At 65.9% G+C, this 16,568-nt stretch carries 15 protein-coding genes and 1 pseudogene; 11 read left to right on the top strand and 5 right to left on the bottom strand.

Annotation, left to right across the window (positions count from 1 at the left end):
- Positions 1-46 precede the first annotated feature (46 nt).
- The 3 genes from ACP2YO_RS36750 to ACP2YO_RS36740 all read right to left on the bottom strand — a co-directional run bounded on the left by ACP2YO_RS36750 (position 47) and on the right by ACP2YO_RS36740 (position 4,353).
- Positions 47-1,462, bottom strand: a complete 1,416-nt coding sequence (locus ACP2YO_RS36750) for an MATE family efflux transporter (RefSeq protein WP_426435955.1) — start codon at positions 1,460-1,462, stop codon at positions 47-49.
- A gap of 23 nt (positions 1,463-1,485) precedes the next feature.
- On the bottom strand, positions 1,486-1,944 hold the full coding sequence (locus ACP2YO_RS36745; RefSeq protein ID WP_426435954.1) for a MarR family winged helix-turn-helix transcriptional regulator: 459 nt from the start codon (positions 1,942-1,944) through the stop codon (positions 1,486-1,488).
- A gap of 816 nt (positions 1,945-2,760) precedes the next feature.
- Positions 2,761-4,353 carry a gamma-glutamyltransferase gene (locus tag ACP2YO_RS36740; protein ID WP_426435953.1) on the bottom strand — a complete coding sequence of 531 codons (1,593 nt, stop codon included), beginning with the start codon at positions 4,351-4,353 and terminating at the stop codon, positions 2,761-2,763.
- 48 nt (positions 4,354-4,401) lie between these two features.
- On the opposite strand from ACP2YO_RS36740, the pseudogene ACP2YO_RS36735 reads away from it, so the two are divergent.
- A pseudogene (locus tag ACP2YO_RS36735) lies at positions 4,402-5,228 on the top strand (enoyl-CoA hydratase-related protein).
- A gap of 9 nt (positions 5,229-5,237) precedes the next feature.
- Here the strand turns inward: ACP2YO_RS36735 and ACP2YO_RS36730 are convergent.
- Complete coding sequence (locus ACP2YO_RS36730; RefSeq protein WP_426435952.1) at positions 5,238-6,260, bottom strand: zinc-dependent alcohol dehydrogenase family protein; 1,023 nt, start codon at positions 6,258-6,260, stop codon at positions 5,238-5,240.
- A gap of 169 nt (positions 6,261-6,429) precedes the next feature.
- Between ACP2YO_RS36730 and ACP2YO_RS36725 the strand changes: the two genes are divergently transcribed.
- Positions 6,430-7,272, top strand: a complete 843-nt coding sequence (locus ACP2YO_RS36725) for a DUF2066 domain-containing protein (RefSeq protein ID WP_426435951.1) — start codon at positions 6,430-6,432, stop codon at positions 7,270-7,272.
- Positions 7,273-7,304: 32 nt separating this feature from the next.
- Here the strand turns inward: ACP2YO_RS36725 and ACP2YO_RS36720 are convergent, their stop codons facing one another.
- Positions 7,305-8,213 carry a LysR substrate-binding domain-containing protein gene (locus ACP2YO_RS36720; protein ID WP_426435950.1) on the bottom strand — a complete coding sequence of 303 codons (909 nt, stop codon included), beginning with the start codon at positions 8,211-8,213 and terminating at the stop codon, positions 7,305-7,307.
- Positions 8,214-8,368: 155 nt separating this feature from the next.
- On the opposite strand from ACP2YO_RS36720, the gene ACP2YO_RS36715 reads away from it, so the two are divergent.
- From ACP2YO_RS36715 to ACP2YO_RS36675, 9 genes are all read left to right on the top strand, one after another.
- Positions 8,369-9,403, top strand: coding sequence for an ABC transporter substrate-binding protein (locus ACP2YO_RS36715; protein WP_426435949.1), 1,035 nt, complete (start codon positions 8,369-8,371; stop codon positions 9,401-9,403).
- A 27-nt stretch (positions 9,404-9,430) separates the two neighbouring features.
- Positions 9,431-10,471 (top strand): ABC transporter ATP-binding protein, encoded by a 1,041-nt coding sequence (locus tag ACP2YO_RS36710; RefSeq protein ID WP_426435948.1) that lies wholly within the window; start codon positions 9,431-9,433, stop codon positions 10,469-10,471.
- Positions 10,472-10,563: 92 nt separating this feature from the next.
- The gene (locus tag ACP2YO_RS36705; protein WP_426443403.1) at positions 10,564-11,376 is read left to right on the top strand and encodes an ABC transporter permease; all 813 of its coding nucleotides are present in this window, start codon (positions 10,564-10,566) and stop codon (positions 11,374-11,376) included.
- Entirely contained in the window at positions 11,373-12,179 is an 807-nt protein-coding gene (locus tag ACP2YO_RS36700) for an ABC transporter permease (protein WP_426435947.1), read from the top strand. The genes ACP2YO_RS36705 and ACP2YO_RS36700 overlap by 4 nt, the downstream gene beginning before the upstream one ends.
- A gap of 8 nt (positions 12,180-12,187) precedes the next feature.
- Entirely contained in the window at positions 12,188-13,321 is a 1,134-nt protein-coding gene (locus ACP2YO_RS36695; protein WP_426435946.1) for an NAD(P)/FAD-dependent oxidoreductase, read from the top strand.
- Between the two features lie 21 nt (positions 13,322-13,342).
- Complete coding sequence (locus ACP2YO_RS36690; RefSeq protein ID WP_426435945.1) at positions 13,343-13,639, top strand: (2Fe-2S)-binding protein; 297 nt, start codon at positions 13,343-13,345, stop codon at positions 13,637-13,639.
- Positions 13,636-15,054 (top strand): NAD(P)/FAD-dependent oxidoreductase, encoded by a 1,419-nt coding sequence (locus ACP2YO_RS36685; protein WP_426435944.1) that lies wholly within the window; start codon positions 13,636-13,638, stop codon positions 15,052-15,054. Before ACP2YO_RS36690 ends, ACP2YO_RS36685 begins: the two co-directional genes overlap by 4 nt.
- A complete protein-coding gene (locus tag ACP2YO_RS36680; RefSeq protein ID WP_426435943.1) occupies positions 15,051-16,172 on the top strand; it encodes an NAD(P)/FAD-dependent oxidoreductase in 1,122 nt (373 codons plus the stop codon). The genes ACP2YO_RS36685 and ACP2YO_RS36680 overlap by 4 nt, the downstream gene beginning before the upstream one ends.
- A gap of 18 nt (positions 16,173-16,190) precedes the next feature.
- Entirely contained in the window at positions 16,191-16,538 is a 348-nt protein-coding gene (locus ACP2YO_RS36675; RefSeq protein ID WP_426435942.1) for a RidA family protein, read from the top strand.
- Positions 16,539-16,568 lie beyond the last annotated feature (30 nt).

The raw sequence follows: 16,568 nt of genomic DNA, 5'->3' as shown, positions 1-16,568 counted from the left end.
GCGATCAGACGCAGCGATGCCCTGCGGGCCGCGATCCCCTCGGCGCCTACTCGGCGGGAACGGGCTGGATCACGGCACGGCGCTCGTTCCGCGTTCGCGCGAATGTCGCTGATACGATGATGCCGCCGAACAGCACCGATGAGACGGCCACGATACTGAACAAGGTCGGCAGTCCCGCGCCCCACACGGCGACCGCGAGCCAGCCGAAGCCGGCGGCCACGATCAGGCGCACGGCGCCGGCGAGCAGCGGGATCAACACGCGCCGGGCGCCTTGGCCTACGAAATACAGCGCCATGCCGGCGCCGACCACGCCGTAGAACGGCGCCACCGTGCGCAGATAGAGCGAGCCTTCCGCCAGCACCTGCGGCGCACTGGAGAACAGGCCGAGCCAGGCGGTCGGGAACAGCGCCGCGGCGAGCCCGATCGTCTCGGTAATGACGAACGCAATGCCCACGCCGGTCCAGGCGATGCGGGTCGCGCGCGCGGTCTGGCCGGCGCCGGTGGCGACGCCGACCATCGTGACCAGCCCGGTGCCGAGCCCGAACATCAGCGGGATCTGCAGATAATCGAGCCGCGATCCGAGTCCATAACCGGCGATCGCGTCGGCGCCGAAACGCCCGACCGCGGCGGTGACCAGCGCGACCGTGAGGTTGGCCATGATGGTGCCGATGGCCGACAGGAAACCGACCCCGAGGATGTCGCGGAACAGCCGGCCGCTGAGCGGCGTGATGCGCAGCCTGACCGGGCTGCGCGCCGATCGCATGAAGCCGACCAGCATCGCCAGGCCGATCAGATAATAGCTCACGATCGCGACACCGCCGCCGGCCACGCCGAGCCGCGGCATCGGGCCGATGCCGAAGATCAGCGCCGGTGACAGCGGCACGAGCAGGATCGCGCCCGTCAGCGTCACCATCGCGGGTACCCGAACATTGCCCGCACCGCGCAGTACCGCCGAGAGCAGGGCGACGATCCAGATCGGAATCGATCCCGCGAACACCGCGTTCGAATAGGTCAGCGCCGCGGTGAGCGTGTCATGCTGGCCGCCCATCGCGCGATAGAGCAGCGGGCCGCTGGCGATCGCAGCGATGCAAAACACCGCGCCGAGCGCTATGGCGATCACCACCGCATGCCACGCCAGCGCCTCGGCGTCGTCGCGGCGGCCGGCGCCGATCGCGCGCGCAACCGCCGAGGCGACGCCGCCACCGACGCCGCCATTCGACGTCATCTGCATCAGCATCAGCACTGGAAACACCAGCGCGGTGCCGGCAAGCGCGGCGGTGCCGAGAAAGCCGATGAAATAGGTTTCGAGAACACCAACCAGCGTATGCATCACCAGGACCACGATCGTCGGCAGTGCCAGGCGCAGCAGCGTAGGCACGATCGGGCCGTCGAGCATGTCGGCCGGCGCGCGCATGACGCCTGGTTGCGCGACCGCGCGGCGGGAAGGCGACGTCTGCGACATGATCAATATCTCCGTTCGTGGCGTCAGGCCGGAAGCTTTGCGTTGGCGAGGTCGAGCAGGCCGTTGAGCGCCAGCGTCGCTTCGGTGCCGAGCGCGCTCTCGACCTCGCGCTGCGCCTTGCGCCATTCCGGCGCGGCCTCGAGCAGGCGTTTGCGGCCTGCGTCGGTCAGCGCCACCGTGCGCACGCGGCGGTCCGTCTCGTCGCGCCCGTTGCGCACCAGCTTCGCATTGAGTAGCAGTTTGAGGTTTCGCGTCAGCGTGGTCGGGTCCATGCCGTGCAGGTCGGCGAGCGTGCCGATCGGAAGCGCGGTCTTGCCGTGCAGGCTCGCGCTGTGTAGCCGGGCCAGCAGCCCGTGCTGGCCCGACGTCAGGCCGACCGATGCAAGGTGACGGTCGTAGAGCTGGGTGACCCGGCGGCCGACGCGGCGCAACCGCATGCAGGTACAGGCCTCACGCATCTCGATCGTGGTGTCGCGGCTCATCGCAAGCTCCCCCAGGCTTCGAACAAAGTATGTATATACAGGTTAATATGGACGTCAACGCGTCGAAATAAACGGCAAATTTTGCCCAAAATGTGGGATATTGCGCTTCACGCGCGGCTGATCGCTTCAGCTTAATTTACATGCATTTACAGATAATGGGGGGAGGGCTGCTGCCCCATGGCACTGATTTGCCCGACGGGGCAAGACCTTGAGTGAAAAATATTCTGATTTTCGGAAGCGCAACTCAGTGCTATAGATGTGCCCGTCCCACCCGATTGAGGGGCGAGCGCACGTCACGAACGCGCGGTGGGATGCGGTGGACGCCGATTGCGCAACAGACGAGTGCGCATGAGGCGGACGGCGAAGTCGTGCAGGCCTGACGCCCTAGTGGCAGGTGTCTCATCAGCAGAGGGGAAATCTCTCTGCTGACGGCGGTGACAAGCAAGCCCAGTCTCACCGGGGAGAGCACGTATAAGCCGTAACCCATCGCGCAGGGAAAGCCGGAGTTCCCGGTTACACCTGTGGTCCTACCCCGGTGCTTTCTGTTGCACCGGGCCCATGGGTGCGATCGGCACCCGGCTTTCCCTGCGCCCTCTACACAATGAGAGGGCAAACGAAACGCAAAACTCGGGCAAATCATGTCGCGAGAACGCGGCTGTATGACTCAGGACACGCCACACATTCGCTGTCGTCCCTGCGAAAGCAGGGACCCATACGCCGAGGCCCGTGTTGTGAATGGGACTCGTCGTTTCAGCGTAACGCAACAACTGATAGCGGTGGTAATGGGTCCCCTGCTTTCGCAGGGATGACAGCGAGTCACCCCTCCGCCACTGCATCGCCCCAGGGCTGGAACGGCTCGGTGGCGCCGCTGTTGGTGGTGCCGTCGCGCAGCACGAGGCTCGGGCAGGCGAACTTCATTGGCAGGGTCTGGATGCGCGCTTCCACGAAGTCGAAACGGCCGCGTAACATATCGCGGGTGGCGGCCGGAAGCCGCACGTCGCCGATCACAACCGCGCCCTCGCTGGCGTCGATCCGCGGCTGATGGATCGCGGTGTCGAGGTCCATGCCGAAATCCATCACGAAAGACAGCAGTTGCGACACCGCGGGCAGGATGCGGCGGCCGCCGGATGCGCCGGCGGCGAGGCGGCGGCCATCGGCGGCCTGCGCCACCACGGGCGTGTAATTGGTCAGGCAACGCTTGCCACCGGCGAGCGAGTTCGAATTGCCCGGCGTCGGATCGAACCACATGATGCCGTTGTTCATGGTGAGGCCGGTGCTCGGCGTCACGAAGCGCGAGCCGAAATTCGACAGCAGCGTCTGCGTCACTGCGGCCATGTTGCCGTCACGATCGACCGCCGAGAAATGCGTCGTGCAGGCCGGCGCGATCGCCTCGGCACCGAGCGAACGGCGGCCGTCGACATCGCCCATGTCCTTCAGCCGCTCGCGATAGGCGGCCTGCAGTGTTTCAGCATACGCCGCATAGGCCGCCGCATCCGGGCCGCCGCGCGTGGGCTCGAAGGCCTTCTGCAAAAGACCGAGCGTGCGCGCCATGGTGGGACCCGCGGTCAGTTCCGGCGTCGCGTAGACCGTGCCGCCGCGATAGGGGATCGCCAGCGGCTCGCGCAGATGAGTACGGAACGTGGCGAGATCGCGCACCGACAGCGCGCCGCCGGCGGCCTGGATGTCGTCGGAAATACTGCGCGCCAGATCGCCCTCGTAGAAATCGCGCGGACCCGCCGCGGCAAGCTGCGCCATCGTCGCCTTCAGCCGGTCCTGTGGCATACGCACGACCGACTTGATGCCCCATGGCGCAGTCGGCGGCAGGCCGTCCTGCAAATACGCCGCGGCGCTGGCGGGATAGCGGCGGAGATCGGCGGCGGAGCTTGCGATCATCGCGGTGGTCCACCAATCCACCAGCAGGCCTTCGCCGGCAAGCTCGATGCTCGGCGCAACCAGATCTTTCCACGGCAGCCTGGCGTGGCGGCGATGCGCCTCCTCCATGCCCGCGACCACGCCGGGGACCGCAATCGAGCCGGGGCCGTGCAGATTGCGGTCGTCCTTGACCCGCGCCCAGGGAAAGATGTCGGAGGCGGTACCGCTGCCGGCCAGCGGATAATCCTCGAGGCGCAGGCTGTCGGGCGCGCGCATGCCGTAGTCGATCACTTCATAGCGGTTCTCACGGGCGCGATAGAGCACCATGGCGCCGCCGCCGCCGGCGCCGCTCATCCACGGCTCGAGCACGCCGAGTGCGAAGGTGGTTGCAATCACCGCGTCGACGCAATCGCCGCCACCAGCCAATACCTCCGCACCGACTTCGGCGGCCTTGCGCGACTGCGTGGCGACGATGCCGCCCTTGGATGCGACGGCGGGTTTGCGGATCACTTGCGAGTTGGAGAACTGATCGGACATGGCGCTGTTTTCGCTGTTGTTGTTGCTGATGGGGCGAGTTGGCGTAGCATGCCAAGCATGGCACAGTCAGCGCAAGAAGAAGCCATTCCACGGGAGAGGAAAATGACCATTGTGAAGCGCGAGCGGGACAGCAATGTCGGCATATTGACGCTGAACGACCCTACCAGCCTGAATGCGATGACGCCGGAACTGCTGGGCGATTTGGCGGCTGCGGTCGGCGAGATGACGGATGATGCCGGCATCCGTGCGCTGGTGCTGACCGGGGAAGGGCGCGGATTCTGCTCAGGCCAGAATCTCAAGGCGTTCCAGTCGCTCGGCAACGACATCGTCGCCGGCGTCATGACGCATTATTGGCCGGCAATGCGGTCCTTGCGCGAATGCCGCGTCCCGGTCGTCGTCGCCGTCAACGGCGTCGCGGCCGGGGGCGGCTTCAGCCTCGCGATGTCCGGTGACATCATCATCGCGACGCGCTCGGCGAGCTTCATCCAGGTGTTCAGCCGGATCGGCCTTGTGCCCGATCTCGGCTCGACCTGGCTGTTGCCGCGCCTGATCGGCCGACAGCGCGCGCTCGACCTGATGTTGTTGAACGAGCCGCTCTCGGCCGAGCGGGCCAAGGAGTGGGGCTGGTGCGCGAGATCGTCGACGACGGTAAATTGCTCGACGAGGCAATGACGCTCGCCCGCCGTCTCGGCGAGGGGCCGACCCGGGCGCTGGTCGCAACGCGGCAACTGCTCGAGGAGAGCGAGCACGCCAGCTACGAGGCGCAGTTCCGCCGCGAGATCGAGCTGCAGTCCGTGATCCGGCAGAGCGCGGATGCGCTGGAAGGCCGCAAGGCCTTCGTCGAGAAGCGCAAGGCGCAGTTCACGGGGCGCTAGGTCTTGACCTCAGTCACGCTCCCCGATGGCGATCGCCACTTTGCCGAAATGCGCTCCGCTCGCCATATGCGCGAACGCGTCCTTGACCTCGTCGAACGCGAACACCTTGTCGATCACCGGCTTGACGCCGTGCAGGCTGATGCCGTCGCAGAGCGCCTGCAGGTCCTCGACCGATCCCACCGTGACGCCCTGCAGCCGTTGCTGCTGCATCACCATCAGCGGCAGCCGCGTTTCAGAAGCAGCAGGCCCGGCGAGCACGCCGATGAAGGCGATGGTGCCGCCGATTCGTGTTGCGCGGATCGACTCGTTCAGTGTGCCGACGCCGCCAACCTCGACGACGAGATCGACACCGCGCCCGGTCAGTTCGCGTGCCTTCTTGCCCCAGTCGGGCGTGCTCTTGTAGTTGAGCGTGACGTCGGCGCCGAGCTCCCTCAGTCGCGCGATCTTGGCGTCGCTGGAGGAGGTCGCGATGACCCTCGCGCCGCACATCCTGGCGAACTGAAGTGCGAACAGCGAGACGCCGCCGGTGCCCTGCGTCAGCACCGTCTGTCCGGGCTTCAAATCGCCGAGTTTGACCACCGCGCTCCACGCCGTGAGGCCGGCGCATGGCAGCGCCGCTGCCTCGACATCGCTGAGATGAGCCGGCGTACGCACCAGCGCGTGCGCTGGAAACACCCGGTACTCGGTCAGCACGCCGTCGACGCTGCCGCCGAGCGCGGCGCGCATCCGCATCTCATTCGGCTCGCCGCCGAGCCAGTTTTCGAAGAAGCTGCCGATGACGCGGTCGCCCGGTGCGAAATGTTTGACGCCTGCCCCGACCGCCTCGACGACACCCGCGCCGTCGGAGACCGGCACCAGCGGAAACTTCTGGCGCGAGCCGTAGCCGCCCTTGACCGTGAGCAAATCGCGATAGTTCAGCGTCGCCGCCTTCAATCGCACCAGCACCTCGCCGGGGCCGGCTTGCGGAACCGGCTTGTCGACCAGCGCGAGCGCGTCAACGCCATCAGGACCTTGCAGCTCATAGCATTTCAAGGGACGTCTCCTGCAAACCATGTGTTGCGGGACGAGCATATGTCAGGCTGGCTACGGGTGGCCATAGTGCGCGCGGAGCGTGGCCTGCATGTCCGAGCCGGTTGGCGGGGCTGCGAAATACGGGCAATCTGCGCCGATGACAACCGATATCGCGAAGCGGGAGGGGATCATGGCAGCCTTACGTGAATCGGGACGGAGCCTCATCGCTATCCTCGCGGCAGCCTTGATCTGCTGGAGCCACGCGGCCGCTGCGGCCGACGACAATCTCTACCACGCGCAAGCCGTCGTCACCGGCCAGCTTGAGCCCAATCGCCTGCTCGGCTTCGGCGCATGCCTCGAGGATGTCCTGATCAAGGTCTCCGGTCAGCCCGATCTCGCGGGCGATGACCGGCTGCCGCCCTACAAGGCGAAGGCGAAGGAGTTCGTCAGCAGCTTCAGCTATCACGACCAGTTCGCCGGCAAGCCGCATCGCGACGAGCAGGGCACCCGCGACCGGCCCTACGATCTGACGGTGAATTTCGACGCCAAGCAGGTCGACGGCATCCTCGGTGAACTCAAGCTCAAGCCGTGGCTGTCGCACCGGCCGGTGCTCGGCGTCTTCGTCGAGATGCAGCAGGGGGCGAAGGATTTCATCGTCACGTCAGACGGGACGAAGTCGGATTTGCAGCGCGATGCGCTCGCCACGGCGGCCGGCAAGCGCGGCATGCAGGTCGTGCTGCCGGCCGCCGCGGCACTGGCGGCAGCGAACGCAAGGGAAATCGAACTGTTGACAATGCCGCCTGCGACATTGGCATCGATCGCATCGGCGCTCGGCGGCGAGGCCGTGCTGGTGGGGCGGCTGGTCTGGGATGACAATGATCTCGGTTGGACCACGCGCTACCAGATGTCCTGGCGGGGCAAGGACTATAGCTGGCAGTTCCGCGGCGTGACCTTCGATGAAGCCTTCGTCCGCGGTATCGGCGGCGCCGCCCAGATATTGTCTGGCAACGGCGATCCGACGCACGCCAAATGAGTGCGCAGGCAAGCTTGCCGGATGCGTGGCGATCACAGTGGATTGCGATCCATCTCGACGAGCGCCTGCCGCACGGATTCCACCAGGTCCAGAGCCACGGGGGATGGGCTGCGTTGCGCAGGAAAGACCGCCGCAAACTCGAAATCGATCCGTGGCACGAAGCGACGCACGACGACCCCGCGCGTTGCGAACTCCTGCGCCGTGAAGGGATCGCAGATTGCGACGCCGAGGCCGGACGACACCATTCCGCACATGATCTCCGAAAGATGGGTCTCGACCCTCAACACGCGGCGGACATCGTCGCGGTTGAAGGCCTGGTCGATCAGGTGCCGGCCGGTCGTTCCGGCCGACAGCGACACGAACGTCTCGCCCTCGAAATCGCGCGGCTCGAGAACTTGCTTTGCCGCAAGGCGGTGTCCGTCCGGCAGCACCGCGACGCGCGCCGGTGCCGGCAATCGCAGGCTCGGCAGACCGGAATGCGCGATCGGCACTTCGGCGAAGCCGAGGTCGCACTGATTGTTCAGCACCCAATCGACCACGATCGGCGAAATCACGCCGAAGAAGGCAAGGTTGAGGTTGGGCCGTTCTTTCAGGAAGTGCCCGGCGAGCCGCGGCAGATAGCCGTTCGAGAGCGCCGGCAGCGCCGCGATCCGCAAGGTGCCGGTGCGGCGGCCGCGGATTTCTTCGGCCGCCGCCGTAATGCGATCGAGACCGACAAAGGAGCGCTCGACCTCGGTATAGAGCGCCATTGCGGCGGCGCTCGGCACCAGTCCGGCGCCTCGCCGCTCGAACAGTTCCATCTTCAAAAGCGCCTGGAAGTCGCGCAGCAACCGGCTGACCGCCGGCTGGGTCACGGCCATCAGTTTTGCCGCCTCGGTCACGCTCCCGGTCTGCATCATGGCCCGGAAGGCTTCCACCTGCCGCGGGTTGATCCGCGCCATCCCACATCCATTCATAACATTTCGGCATGCAGAGGGTGCCATTATTCATTGGACGATGGAAGCGTGCGCTGCGATCTTTTTCATCAGCGCTGGAGACAGCCCGTTTTTGCGGCACATAGGGGGCATGGGCTCCCTTTGGTTGGAGATTGGTCCACATGAAGCGTTTCAGCCTTCTGACGGCGATCAGCATCGCGGCGCTGGCCGCCCTTCCGTCTGATGCCTCGGCCCAGCAGAAGACCCTCTACGTCGCCGGTTATGGCGGCTCGTTCGAGAAGACGATCCGCGATGAGGTGATCCCGGCGTTCGAGCAGGCGAACGGCGTGAAGGTCGAATATGTCGCCGGCAACTCGACGGACACGCTGGCCAAGCTGCAGGCGCAGAAAGGCAACCAGCAGATCGATGTCATCATCGTCGACGACGGTCCGATGTACCAGGCGATCCAGCTGGGCTTCTGCGGCAAGGTCGAGGGTGTGCCGGCCGGTCTCTATGACGCGGCTCGTTTCAAGGACGATCGCGCGGTTGCGATCGGTCTGGTCGCGACCGGCCTGATGTACAACACCAAGGTCTTTGCCGAGAAAGGCTGGGCGCCGCCGACTTCCTGGAACGATCTCAAGGATCCGAAGTACCAAAACAAGCTGGTGATTCCGCCGATCAACAACACCTACGGCCTGAACGCCTTGTTGATGCTCGCCAGGATGAACGGCGGCAGCGAAGCCAATGTCGATGCCGGCTTCAAGATCTTCAAGGACGACATCAATCCCAACGTGCTGGCCTATGAGCCTTCGCCGGGAAAGATGACCGAGCTGTTCCAATCCGGCCAGGCATTGCTGGCGGTCTGGGGCTCGGGCCGTGTGCAGAGCTTCGCCAATAGCGGCTTTCCCGTCGATTTCGTCTATCCCAAGGAAGGCGCGGTCACGCTGTTGACCACCGCCTGTCCGATCGCCAAGGCCAATGCGTCGCCGCTCGCATCCAGCTTCATCCAGAAACTGCTCGAGCCAAAAATTCAGCTCGTGATGCTGAAGGATTACGGCTATGGCCCGGTGCTGAAATCGCTGGTGGTGGCACCCGAACTCGGGAAGATGGCGCCGATCGGCGAGCGCGCCGCCAAGCTCTACACACCCGACTGGAGCATCATGAACGACAGGCGCGAGGAGTGGACCAAGCGCTGGAATCGCGAGGTCGAGCGCTGAGCTGATCGCAGCACCGGAACAAGAGCCATGGCCTTTCTCGAGCTCGATCGCCTCTGCAAGCAGTTCGGCGCGCAGACCGTCGTGGATGACTTCAGCCTTGTGGTCGGCAAGGGGGAGTTCATCTCCTTCCTCGGCCCCTCCGGCTGCGGCAAGACCACGACCTTGCAGATGATCGCGGGCTTCCTCGATCCCTCGCGCGGCGCGATCCGGCTCGAGGGCAAAGACCTGACCGCGGTGCCTCCGGCCAAGCGTGGGCTCGGCATCGTGTTCCAGAGCTACGCGCTGTTTCCGCACATGACCGCGGCGGAGAACGTCGCCTTCGGCCTCGAGATGCGCCGGGTGTCACGCGCCGAGTGTGCCGAGCGCGTTCGTGCGGCGCTTGCGATGGTCGGCCTCGCCGGCTATGAGGAACGCTATCCGCGCCGCATGTCTGGCGGCCAGCAGCAGCGCGTGGCGCTCGCCCGCGCGCTGGTGATCCGGCCGAGCGTGCTGTTGCTCGACGAGCCGCTGTCGAACCTCGATGCCAAGCTGCGCGAAGGCATGCAGATCGAGCTGCGCCAGATCCAGCGGACGCTCGGCACCACCACGATCCTCGTCACCCATGACCAGAACGAGGCGATGTCGCTGTCGGACCGGATCGTCGTCATGAGCCAGGGCCGCATCGAGCAGATCGGCACGCCGCAGGAAACCTATGAGCGGCCGGCCTCGGCCTTCGTGTCGCAGTTCCTCGGCAAGACCAACGACTTCGCCGCGACGATCGATCGAACCGCTGCCCCGGCACGGCTGGTTGCCGGCTCGTGGCATGCGCCGGCGCCGGCCGGATTGACGGGCCCCGTGATGGTCAGCATCCGCCCGGAGCGGATCGGGTTCGCCGATGTTGGTCTGGCCGCGAAGATCGTCACGCGAATTTTCCAGGGCAACCATTGGCTGTTCCAGTGCGAGAGCGAATGCGGTCCTGCGATCGTGATCCGCCAGAACGACGGCCAGCCGCAGCCCGCCGAAGGCGACGCGGTGCGGCTTGCCTGGCGACAGGATGACATGAGCCTGCGCGCCGGAGGCGCCGCGTGAGCGCGGCCTCCGACACAGCTCCGGCAATCGTTGCAGCAGCTTCGGGTGAGCAGGCCAACCGCGCGCCCTGGGTGCTGACGGCGCCCGCGCTGATGCTGTTCGTCGGGGTGCTGCTGATTCCGCTCGCGATGACCGTGATACTGTCGTTTCACGATTGGGGCCAGTACAAGGGCATCGAGGCGGTCTTCATCCTGAAGAACTGGCGCGAGATCGCGACGGATCCCTATTACGCCGAGATGTTCCTGCGGACGTTCCGCATCGCATTGCTCACCACGCTGATCACCGCCGTGCTCGGTGCACCGGAGGCCTACATCCTCAATCGCATGAGCGGGCGCTGGAAGAGCTTCTTCCTGCTCGTGATCCTCGGGCCTCTGCTGATCTCGGTGGTGGCGCGCACGCTCGGCTGGGCGTTGCTGTTCGGCGGCAACAACGGCCTGGTCAACAAGCTCCTGATGTCGCTCGGGCTGATCGGCGCGCCGCTGCGCTTCATGTTCACCGAGACCGGCATGGTGGTCGCGCTCGCCCATGTCATGATGCCGTTCATGGTGCTGTCGGTGTGGGCTGCGCTGCAGCGGCTCGATCCACAGATTGAGAATGCCGCGCTCTCGCTCGGCGCCAGCGCGCCGACCGTCATTCGCCGCATCATCCTGCCGCAGATCGTGCCGGGCGTGCTGTCGGGCGCGATCATCGTGTTCTCGCTCTCGGCGAGCGCATTCGCCACTCCCGCGATCATCGGCGGCCGCAGGCTCAAGGTCGCGGCGACATTGGCCTATGACGAGTTTCTCAACACGCTGAATTGGCCGCTTGGCGCGGCGGTTGCCATCCTGCTGCTGGTCGCGCTGGTGCTGATCGTGGTCGGCAGCAACGCGCTGATCGAGCGGCGGTACGCCGAGGCGTTCCGATGAGACGGAACGGCCCGCTCGCGCTGATCTTCCACGCGTTGTTCGTCATCTTCATGCTGGCGCCGATCGTCGTGGTCTGTCTCGTCGCCTTCACGCCCGAGGGATATCTGTCGCTGCCGACCCACGGCTTCTCGCTGCGCTGGTTCAGGGAGATCGCGAACTATCCTGAATTCGTCCACGCCTTCTGGATCAGCCTCGGCCTCGGCGCGCTGTCCTCCTTCGTGGCGTTGCTGTTCGCGGTTCCGGCGGCGCTCGCGATCGCGCGCTACAGGTTTCGCGGTCGCGATGCGCTCGCGGCGCTGTTCCTGTCGCCGCTGATGATTCCTCACGTCGTGCTCGGCATCGCCTTCCTCCGCTTCTTCACCTCGATCGGAATGGGCGGCAGCTTTCCGGCGCTGATCATAGCGCATGTGATCGTGGTGTTTCCGTTCGCGCTGCGGCTGACGCTCGCGGCGGCCACCGGCATGGATCGTTCGGTCGAGATGGCGGCGATCTCGCTCGGGGCCGGCGGCTGGACCCTGTTCCGCCGTGTGACATTGCCGCTCATCCTTCCGGGAGTCATCTCGGGCTGGGCGCTCGCCTTCATCCAGTCCTTCGATGATTTGACCATGACTGTGTTCCTGGCCGCGCCGGGCACCGAGACGCTGCCGGTGCGCATGTTCCTCTATATCCAGGACAACATCGATCCGCTGGTGACGTCGGTTTCGGCCAGCGTGATCGCGGTCACCATGACAGCGCTGATTCTGCTCGACCGCTTCTACGGGCTCGACCGCGTCCTCGCCGGCAAGAGCGACACGGGGCGATAGGAGAACTCATGCACAGGGACTATGACGTCGCCATTGTCGGCGGCGGGCTGCTCGGCTCCGCGATCGCCTGGGGTCTCGGCCGGCTCGGCAAGACGGTTGCCGTCCTCGACGAGGGCGACATCGCCAAGCGCGCCTCGCGTGCCAACTTCGCGTTGGTGTGGGTGCAGAGCAAGGGATTGCGCATGCCGGCCTATACCGGCTGGACCGTGTGGGCGTCGGAGAGCTGGAGCAGGCTCGCGACCGAGTTGAAGGAGCAAACCGGCCTCGACGTTTGCCACCAGCGCAATGGCGGCTTCCATCTGACGCTCGGCGATGCCGAGTTCGAGCAGCGCAGCCAACTCGTCACTCGCATGCACAACCAGGTCGGCGCGGCCGACTATCGGATGGAGATGCTGCCGGCATCCGAGGTCAGGAAGATGCTGCCGCTGATCGGCCCGGAGGTCTCCGGCGGCAGCTTCTGTCCGCTCGATGGGCACGTGAATTCGCTGCGCACCTTCCGCGCGTTCCATACCGGCTTCACGCAGTTCGGCATCGACTATTTCCCGGAGCGGCCGGTTTCGGTGATCTCTCACGATCGCGGTGAATTCCGTCTGTCGACGCCGAAAGGCGAGATCCATGCCGGCAAGATCGTGCTTGCCGCCGGGAATGCCAATCAGACGCTGGCGCCGATGGTCGGCCTGTCGGCGCCGATGGGCCCGACCCGAGGGCAGATTGTGGTGACCGAGCGCACCATGCCGTTCCTGCCGCATCCGCTGACCACGATCCGCCAAACCGACGAGGGCACGGTGATGATCGGAGACAGCAAGGAAGACGAGCTCGACGATCGGGTGCTGAGACATCCGATCAGCGCTGCGATGGCCGATCGCGCCCAGCGGATGTTCCCGCATTTGGCTCGGCTCAATGTCGTCAGGAGCTGGGCCGGCATCCGCGTGATGCCGCAGGATGGCTTCCCGATCTATGACCAGTCGGAAAGTCATCCGGGAGCATTCGTGGCCTGCTGCCATTCCGGCGTGACGCTCGCCCCCAACCACGCCTTCGACGTCGCGCGCATGGTCGCAGCGGGGGCGCTCGAGCCGGAACTGGTCGGCGCGTTCTCGGCGCGTCGCTTCGCAGGCGACGGCGCGGCAATGATTGACAGCTGATAGAGGCCCGGAGGCATCTCAATGTTCAAGCGATCCGATCAGGATAACAGACCAGCCGTGCAGGTGTTCGTGGACGGCGCAGCCATTGCGGCGCACGAGGGCGACTCGGTTGCTGCGGCGCTGCTCGCATCAGGCCGCGACGTCCGCCGTGCGACGGCGGTGAGCGGCGCACCGCGACTGCCCTATTGCATGATGGGTGTTTGCTTCGACTGTCTCGTCACCATCGACGGCGTCGGCAACCGCCAGGGCTGCATGGTGCCGGTCGCCGAGGGCATGCAGATCGAGATCCAGAAGGGTAAGCGGGAGATCGGAAAATGACCACGACACCGAAGCGCGACAGCTATGACGTCGTGGTGATCGGGGCCGGGCCGGCCGGGCTCGCCGCGGCCACGACTGCGGCGGAGGCCGGATTATCGACGCTGCTGCTCGACGAGAATGCCGGACCCGGCGGCCAGGTCTGGCGCGCCATCGCGTCGACCCCGGTAGTGGAGCGCGACCGCCTCGGTGCCGACTATTGGGCGGGTGCGGAACTCGTTCAGGCATTGCGCGCGAGCGGTGCCGAGATCATCCAGCAAGCGACGGTCTGGAGCCTCGATCGTCATCTCGAGATCGCGATTTCTGCCGGCGGCGTCTCGGCCTTCGTCAAGGCTCGGCGTGTGATCCTCGCGACCGGTGCGCTGGAGCGGCCGTTTGCAATTCCGGGCTGGACGCTGCCCGGCGTGATGACCGCGGGCGCTGCGCAGACCATGCTGAAATCATCGGCGCTGGTGCCGGACGCGCGCACGGTGATCGCTGGGCAGGGGCCGCTGCTGTGGCTGCTTGCGGCGCAGATTCTGCGCCTTGGTGGCCGCGTCGATCGCATCCTCGATACCACCGAGCGCCGCAATTATCTCGCCGCGCTGCCTCACGCCTTCGCCTTTCTGACCTCACCCTATTTCGCCAAGGGCCTTGCCCTGATGCGGGAGGTGAAGGCGAAGGTCCCTGTTATCTCCCGGGTCACGGAACTCGCCGCAGCCGGCGAAGGCCAGATCGCATCCGTGAGTTATGCGGCTGGTAACCGGCGCGAGACGATCGCCGCGGATCTGCTGTTGCTGCATCAGGGCGTCGTGCCCAACGTCAATCTCGCGATGGCGGCTGGTATCGACCATCGCTGGGATGAGCGGCAATTGTGCTGGTCGCCGGTGCTTGATCAGGACGGCAATTCGTCGATCGATGGTATCGCAATCGCAGGCGATGGCGCCGGGATCGCAGGCGCAGGAGCTGCTGTGTGTCGCGGCCGCATCGCGGCGCGCGCCGCGGTGGAGGCGCTCGCGCCTATGGCTGCCGCGAAGCTCACGGCCATGGCGACGTTGCGGACGGCCTTGGCGCAGTCGGAGCGTGGCCGCGCGTTTCTCGACACGCTGTTCCGTCCGGCGCCGCAGTTTCGCATCCCCTCGGGCGATACAGTCGTCTGCCGCTGCGAGGAGGTGACGGCGAAGGATATTCTCGACGCGGTTGCGATCGGCGCGACCGGGCCGAACCAGCTCAAGGCCTATCGCCGCACCGGCATGGGTCCGTGCCAGGGGCGGCTCTGCGGTCTCACCGTCACCGAGTTGATGGCACAGGCCCGCGGCAAGAGTCCGCAGGAGATCGGTTACTATCGGCTGCGCGCACCGGTGAAGCCGATCACGCTGGCGGAGCTTGCCTCGGTTCCGAAGACGGAGGCCGACATCAAGTCGGTGGCGCGCCAATGACCAGGCTCGTGGATGCGATCGTCGTCGGTGGCGGCATCCACGGATGCTCGACAGCGCTTCATTTGTGCCTCGCGGGCATGAAGCCCGTGCTGATCGAGAAGGACTACGCCGGCCGGCATGCGTCCGGCGTCAATGCGGGCGGCGTCCGTCAGCTGGCGCGGCACGTCCCGGAGATTCCGCTTTCGATCCGCTCGATGGAAATCTGGGAGCGGATCGCCGAGCTGCTCGACGACGACTGCAGCTTCGAAAGCCGCGGCCAGGTTCTGGTCGCGGAGAATGACGCCGAAATGGCGACATGCCGTGCCCGCGTCGCGGAGCTGAACGCGCTTGGCTTCACCCATGAAGAGCTGATTGACGGAGCTGAGTTGCGGCGGCTGGTGCCTGCGGTGGCCGACAGCTGCCCTGGTGGCGTGGTGTCGCGGCGCGATGGCGCGGCCAATCCCGCCCAGACGACGACAGCGTTTCGGCGCAAGGCGGCGTTGCTGGGCGCTACGGTCTGCGAAGGCGTGGCTGCGAGCAATATCCGGCACCGCGACGGGCTGTGGCAGGTCGATGTTGGCGCGGACAGCTATGCCGCGCCGGTGCTCGTCAATGCCGCCGGCGCGTGGGCCGGACGGATCGCCGCCGACCTCGGCGAGCCGGTCCCGGTCGAGACCGTGGCGCCGATGCTGATGATCACATCACGCGTGCCGCACTTCCTCGATCCCGTCGTGATCCTGCGCGGCCGCAAGCTGTCCTTCAAGCAATTCGCCAACGGCACCGTGCTGATCGGCGGCGGCCATCTGGCGACGCCGGACCAGGACCGCAACGAGACCGTGCTGGATTGGCGCGGCCTCGCCGTGAGCGCCCGCACCGTGTTCGAGCTGTTTCCGGTCATGCGCGGCGCGACCATCGTTCGGGCCTGGGCCGGCATCGAGGCCAAGACACAAGATGATCTGCCGGTGCTGGGACCCAGTGTCCGTCACAAAGGGCTTTATCACCAGTTCGGCTTCTCGCTGCACGGCTTCCAGCTCGGCCCCGGTGCCGGCGCCGTCATGGCGGAGCTGATCGTCAACGGCGGCACGCAGACCCGGATCGGCGAGCTCGGCATCGACCGTTTCCATCCTTCCACATCTTAGAGCCAGTACGAGGACATCATGAGCGTCACCCGCAGCATCCGCACCCCGATCATGCACCGCGCAGTCGAAGCCAACGGCTTCGTCTTCGTCGGCGGCACGATCGCCGACGACACCAGCGTCTCGATGGGCGAGCAGACCCGCAACATCCTTGGCAAGATCGCCGGTTATCTGAAAGAGGCGGGAACCGATCCGTCGCGCGTGGTCAGCGCGTCGATCTTCGTCACCGATCTCTCAGGGAAGAAGGAGATGGATGCGGTCTGGACCGAGTTCTTCGGCGACAATCTGCCTGCGCGTGCGACCGTCGGCGTTGCCGATCTCGGCGGCAGCGCTCTCATTGAAGTGGTGGTGACTGCGCTCAAGGGCTGAAGCAGCGCTGCCGCTCATGCGGTTGCGATT

Origin of the sequence: Bradyrhizobium genosp. P (genome assembly GCF_049949265.1) — a bacterium.
In the GTDB taxonomy this organism is placed as follows: Bacteria; Pseudomonadota; Alphaproteobacteria; order Rhizobiales; family Xanthobacteraceae; genus Bradyrhizobium.
This window is presented reverse-complemented; position numbering and strand designations above follow the sequence as displayed.

Excerpts from the sequence above, each read along its gene's own strand:
- ACP2YO_RS36750 (WP_426435955.1), bottom strand. The coding sequence starts at position 1,462 with ATGTCGCAGACGTCGCCTTCCCGCCGCGCGGTCGCGCAACCAGGCGTC.
- ACP2YO_RS36745 (WP_426435954.1), bottom strand. The coding sequence starts at position 1,944 with ATGAGCCGCGACACCACGATCGAGATGCGTGAGGCCTGTACCTGCATG.
- ACP2YO_RS36740 (WP_426435953.1), bottom strand. The coding sequence starts at position 4,353 with ATGTCCGATCAGTTCTCCAACTCGCAAGTGATCCGCAAACCCGCCGTC.
- ACP2YO_RS36725 (WP_426435951.1), top strand. The coding sequence starts at position 6,430 with ATGGCAGCCTTACGTGAATCGGGACGGAGCCTCATCGCTATCCTCGCG.
- ACP2YO_RS36720 (WP_426435950.1), bottom strand. The coding sequence starts at position 8,213 with ATGGCGCGGATCAACCCGCGGCAGGTGGAAGCCTTCCGGGCCATGATG.
- ACP2YO_RS36715 (WP_426435949.1), top strand. The coding sequence starts at position 8,369 with ATGAAGCGTTTCAGCCTTCTGACGGCGATCAGCATCGCGGCGCTGGCC.
- ACP2YO_RS36710 (WP_426435948.1), top strand. The coding sequence starts at position 9,431 with ATGGCCTTTCTCGAGCTCGATCGCCTCTGCAAGCAGTTCGGCGCGCAG.
- ACP2YO_RS36705 (WP_426443403.1), top strand. The coding sequence starts at position 10,564 with ATGCTGTTCGTCGGGGTGCTGCTGATTCCGCTCGCGATGACCGTGATA.
- ACP2YO_RS36700 (WP_426435947.1), top strand. The coding sequence starts at position 11,373 with ATGAGACGGAACGGCCCGCTCGCGCTGATCTTCCACGCGTTGTTCGTC.
- ACP2YO_RS36695 (WP_426435946.1), top strand. The coding sequence starts at position 12,188 with ATGCACAGGGACTATGACGTCGCCATTGTCGGCGGCGGGCTGCTCGGC.
- ACP2YO_RS36690 (WP_426435945.1), top strand. The coding sequence starts at position 13,343 with ATGTTCAAGCGATCCGATCAGGATAACAGACCAGCCGTGCAGGTGTTC.
- ACP2YO_RS36685 (WP_426435944.1), top strand. The coding sequence starts at position 13,636 with ATGACCACGACACCGAAGCGCGACAGCTATGACGTCGTGGTGATCGGG.
- ACP2YO_RS36680 (WP_426435943.1), top strand. The coding sequence starts at position 15,051 with ATGACCAGGCTCGTGGATGCGATCGTCGTCGGTGGCGGCATCCACGGA.
- ACP2YO_RS36675 (WP_426435942.1), top strand. The coding sequence starts at position 16,191 with ATGAGCGTCACCCGCAGCATCCGCACCCCGATCATGCACCGCGCAGTC.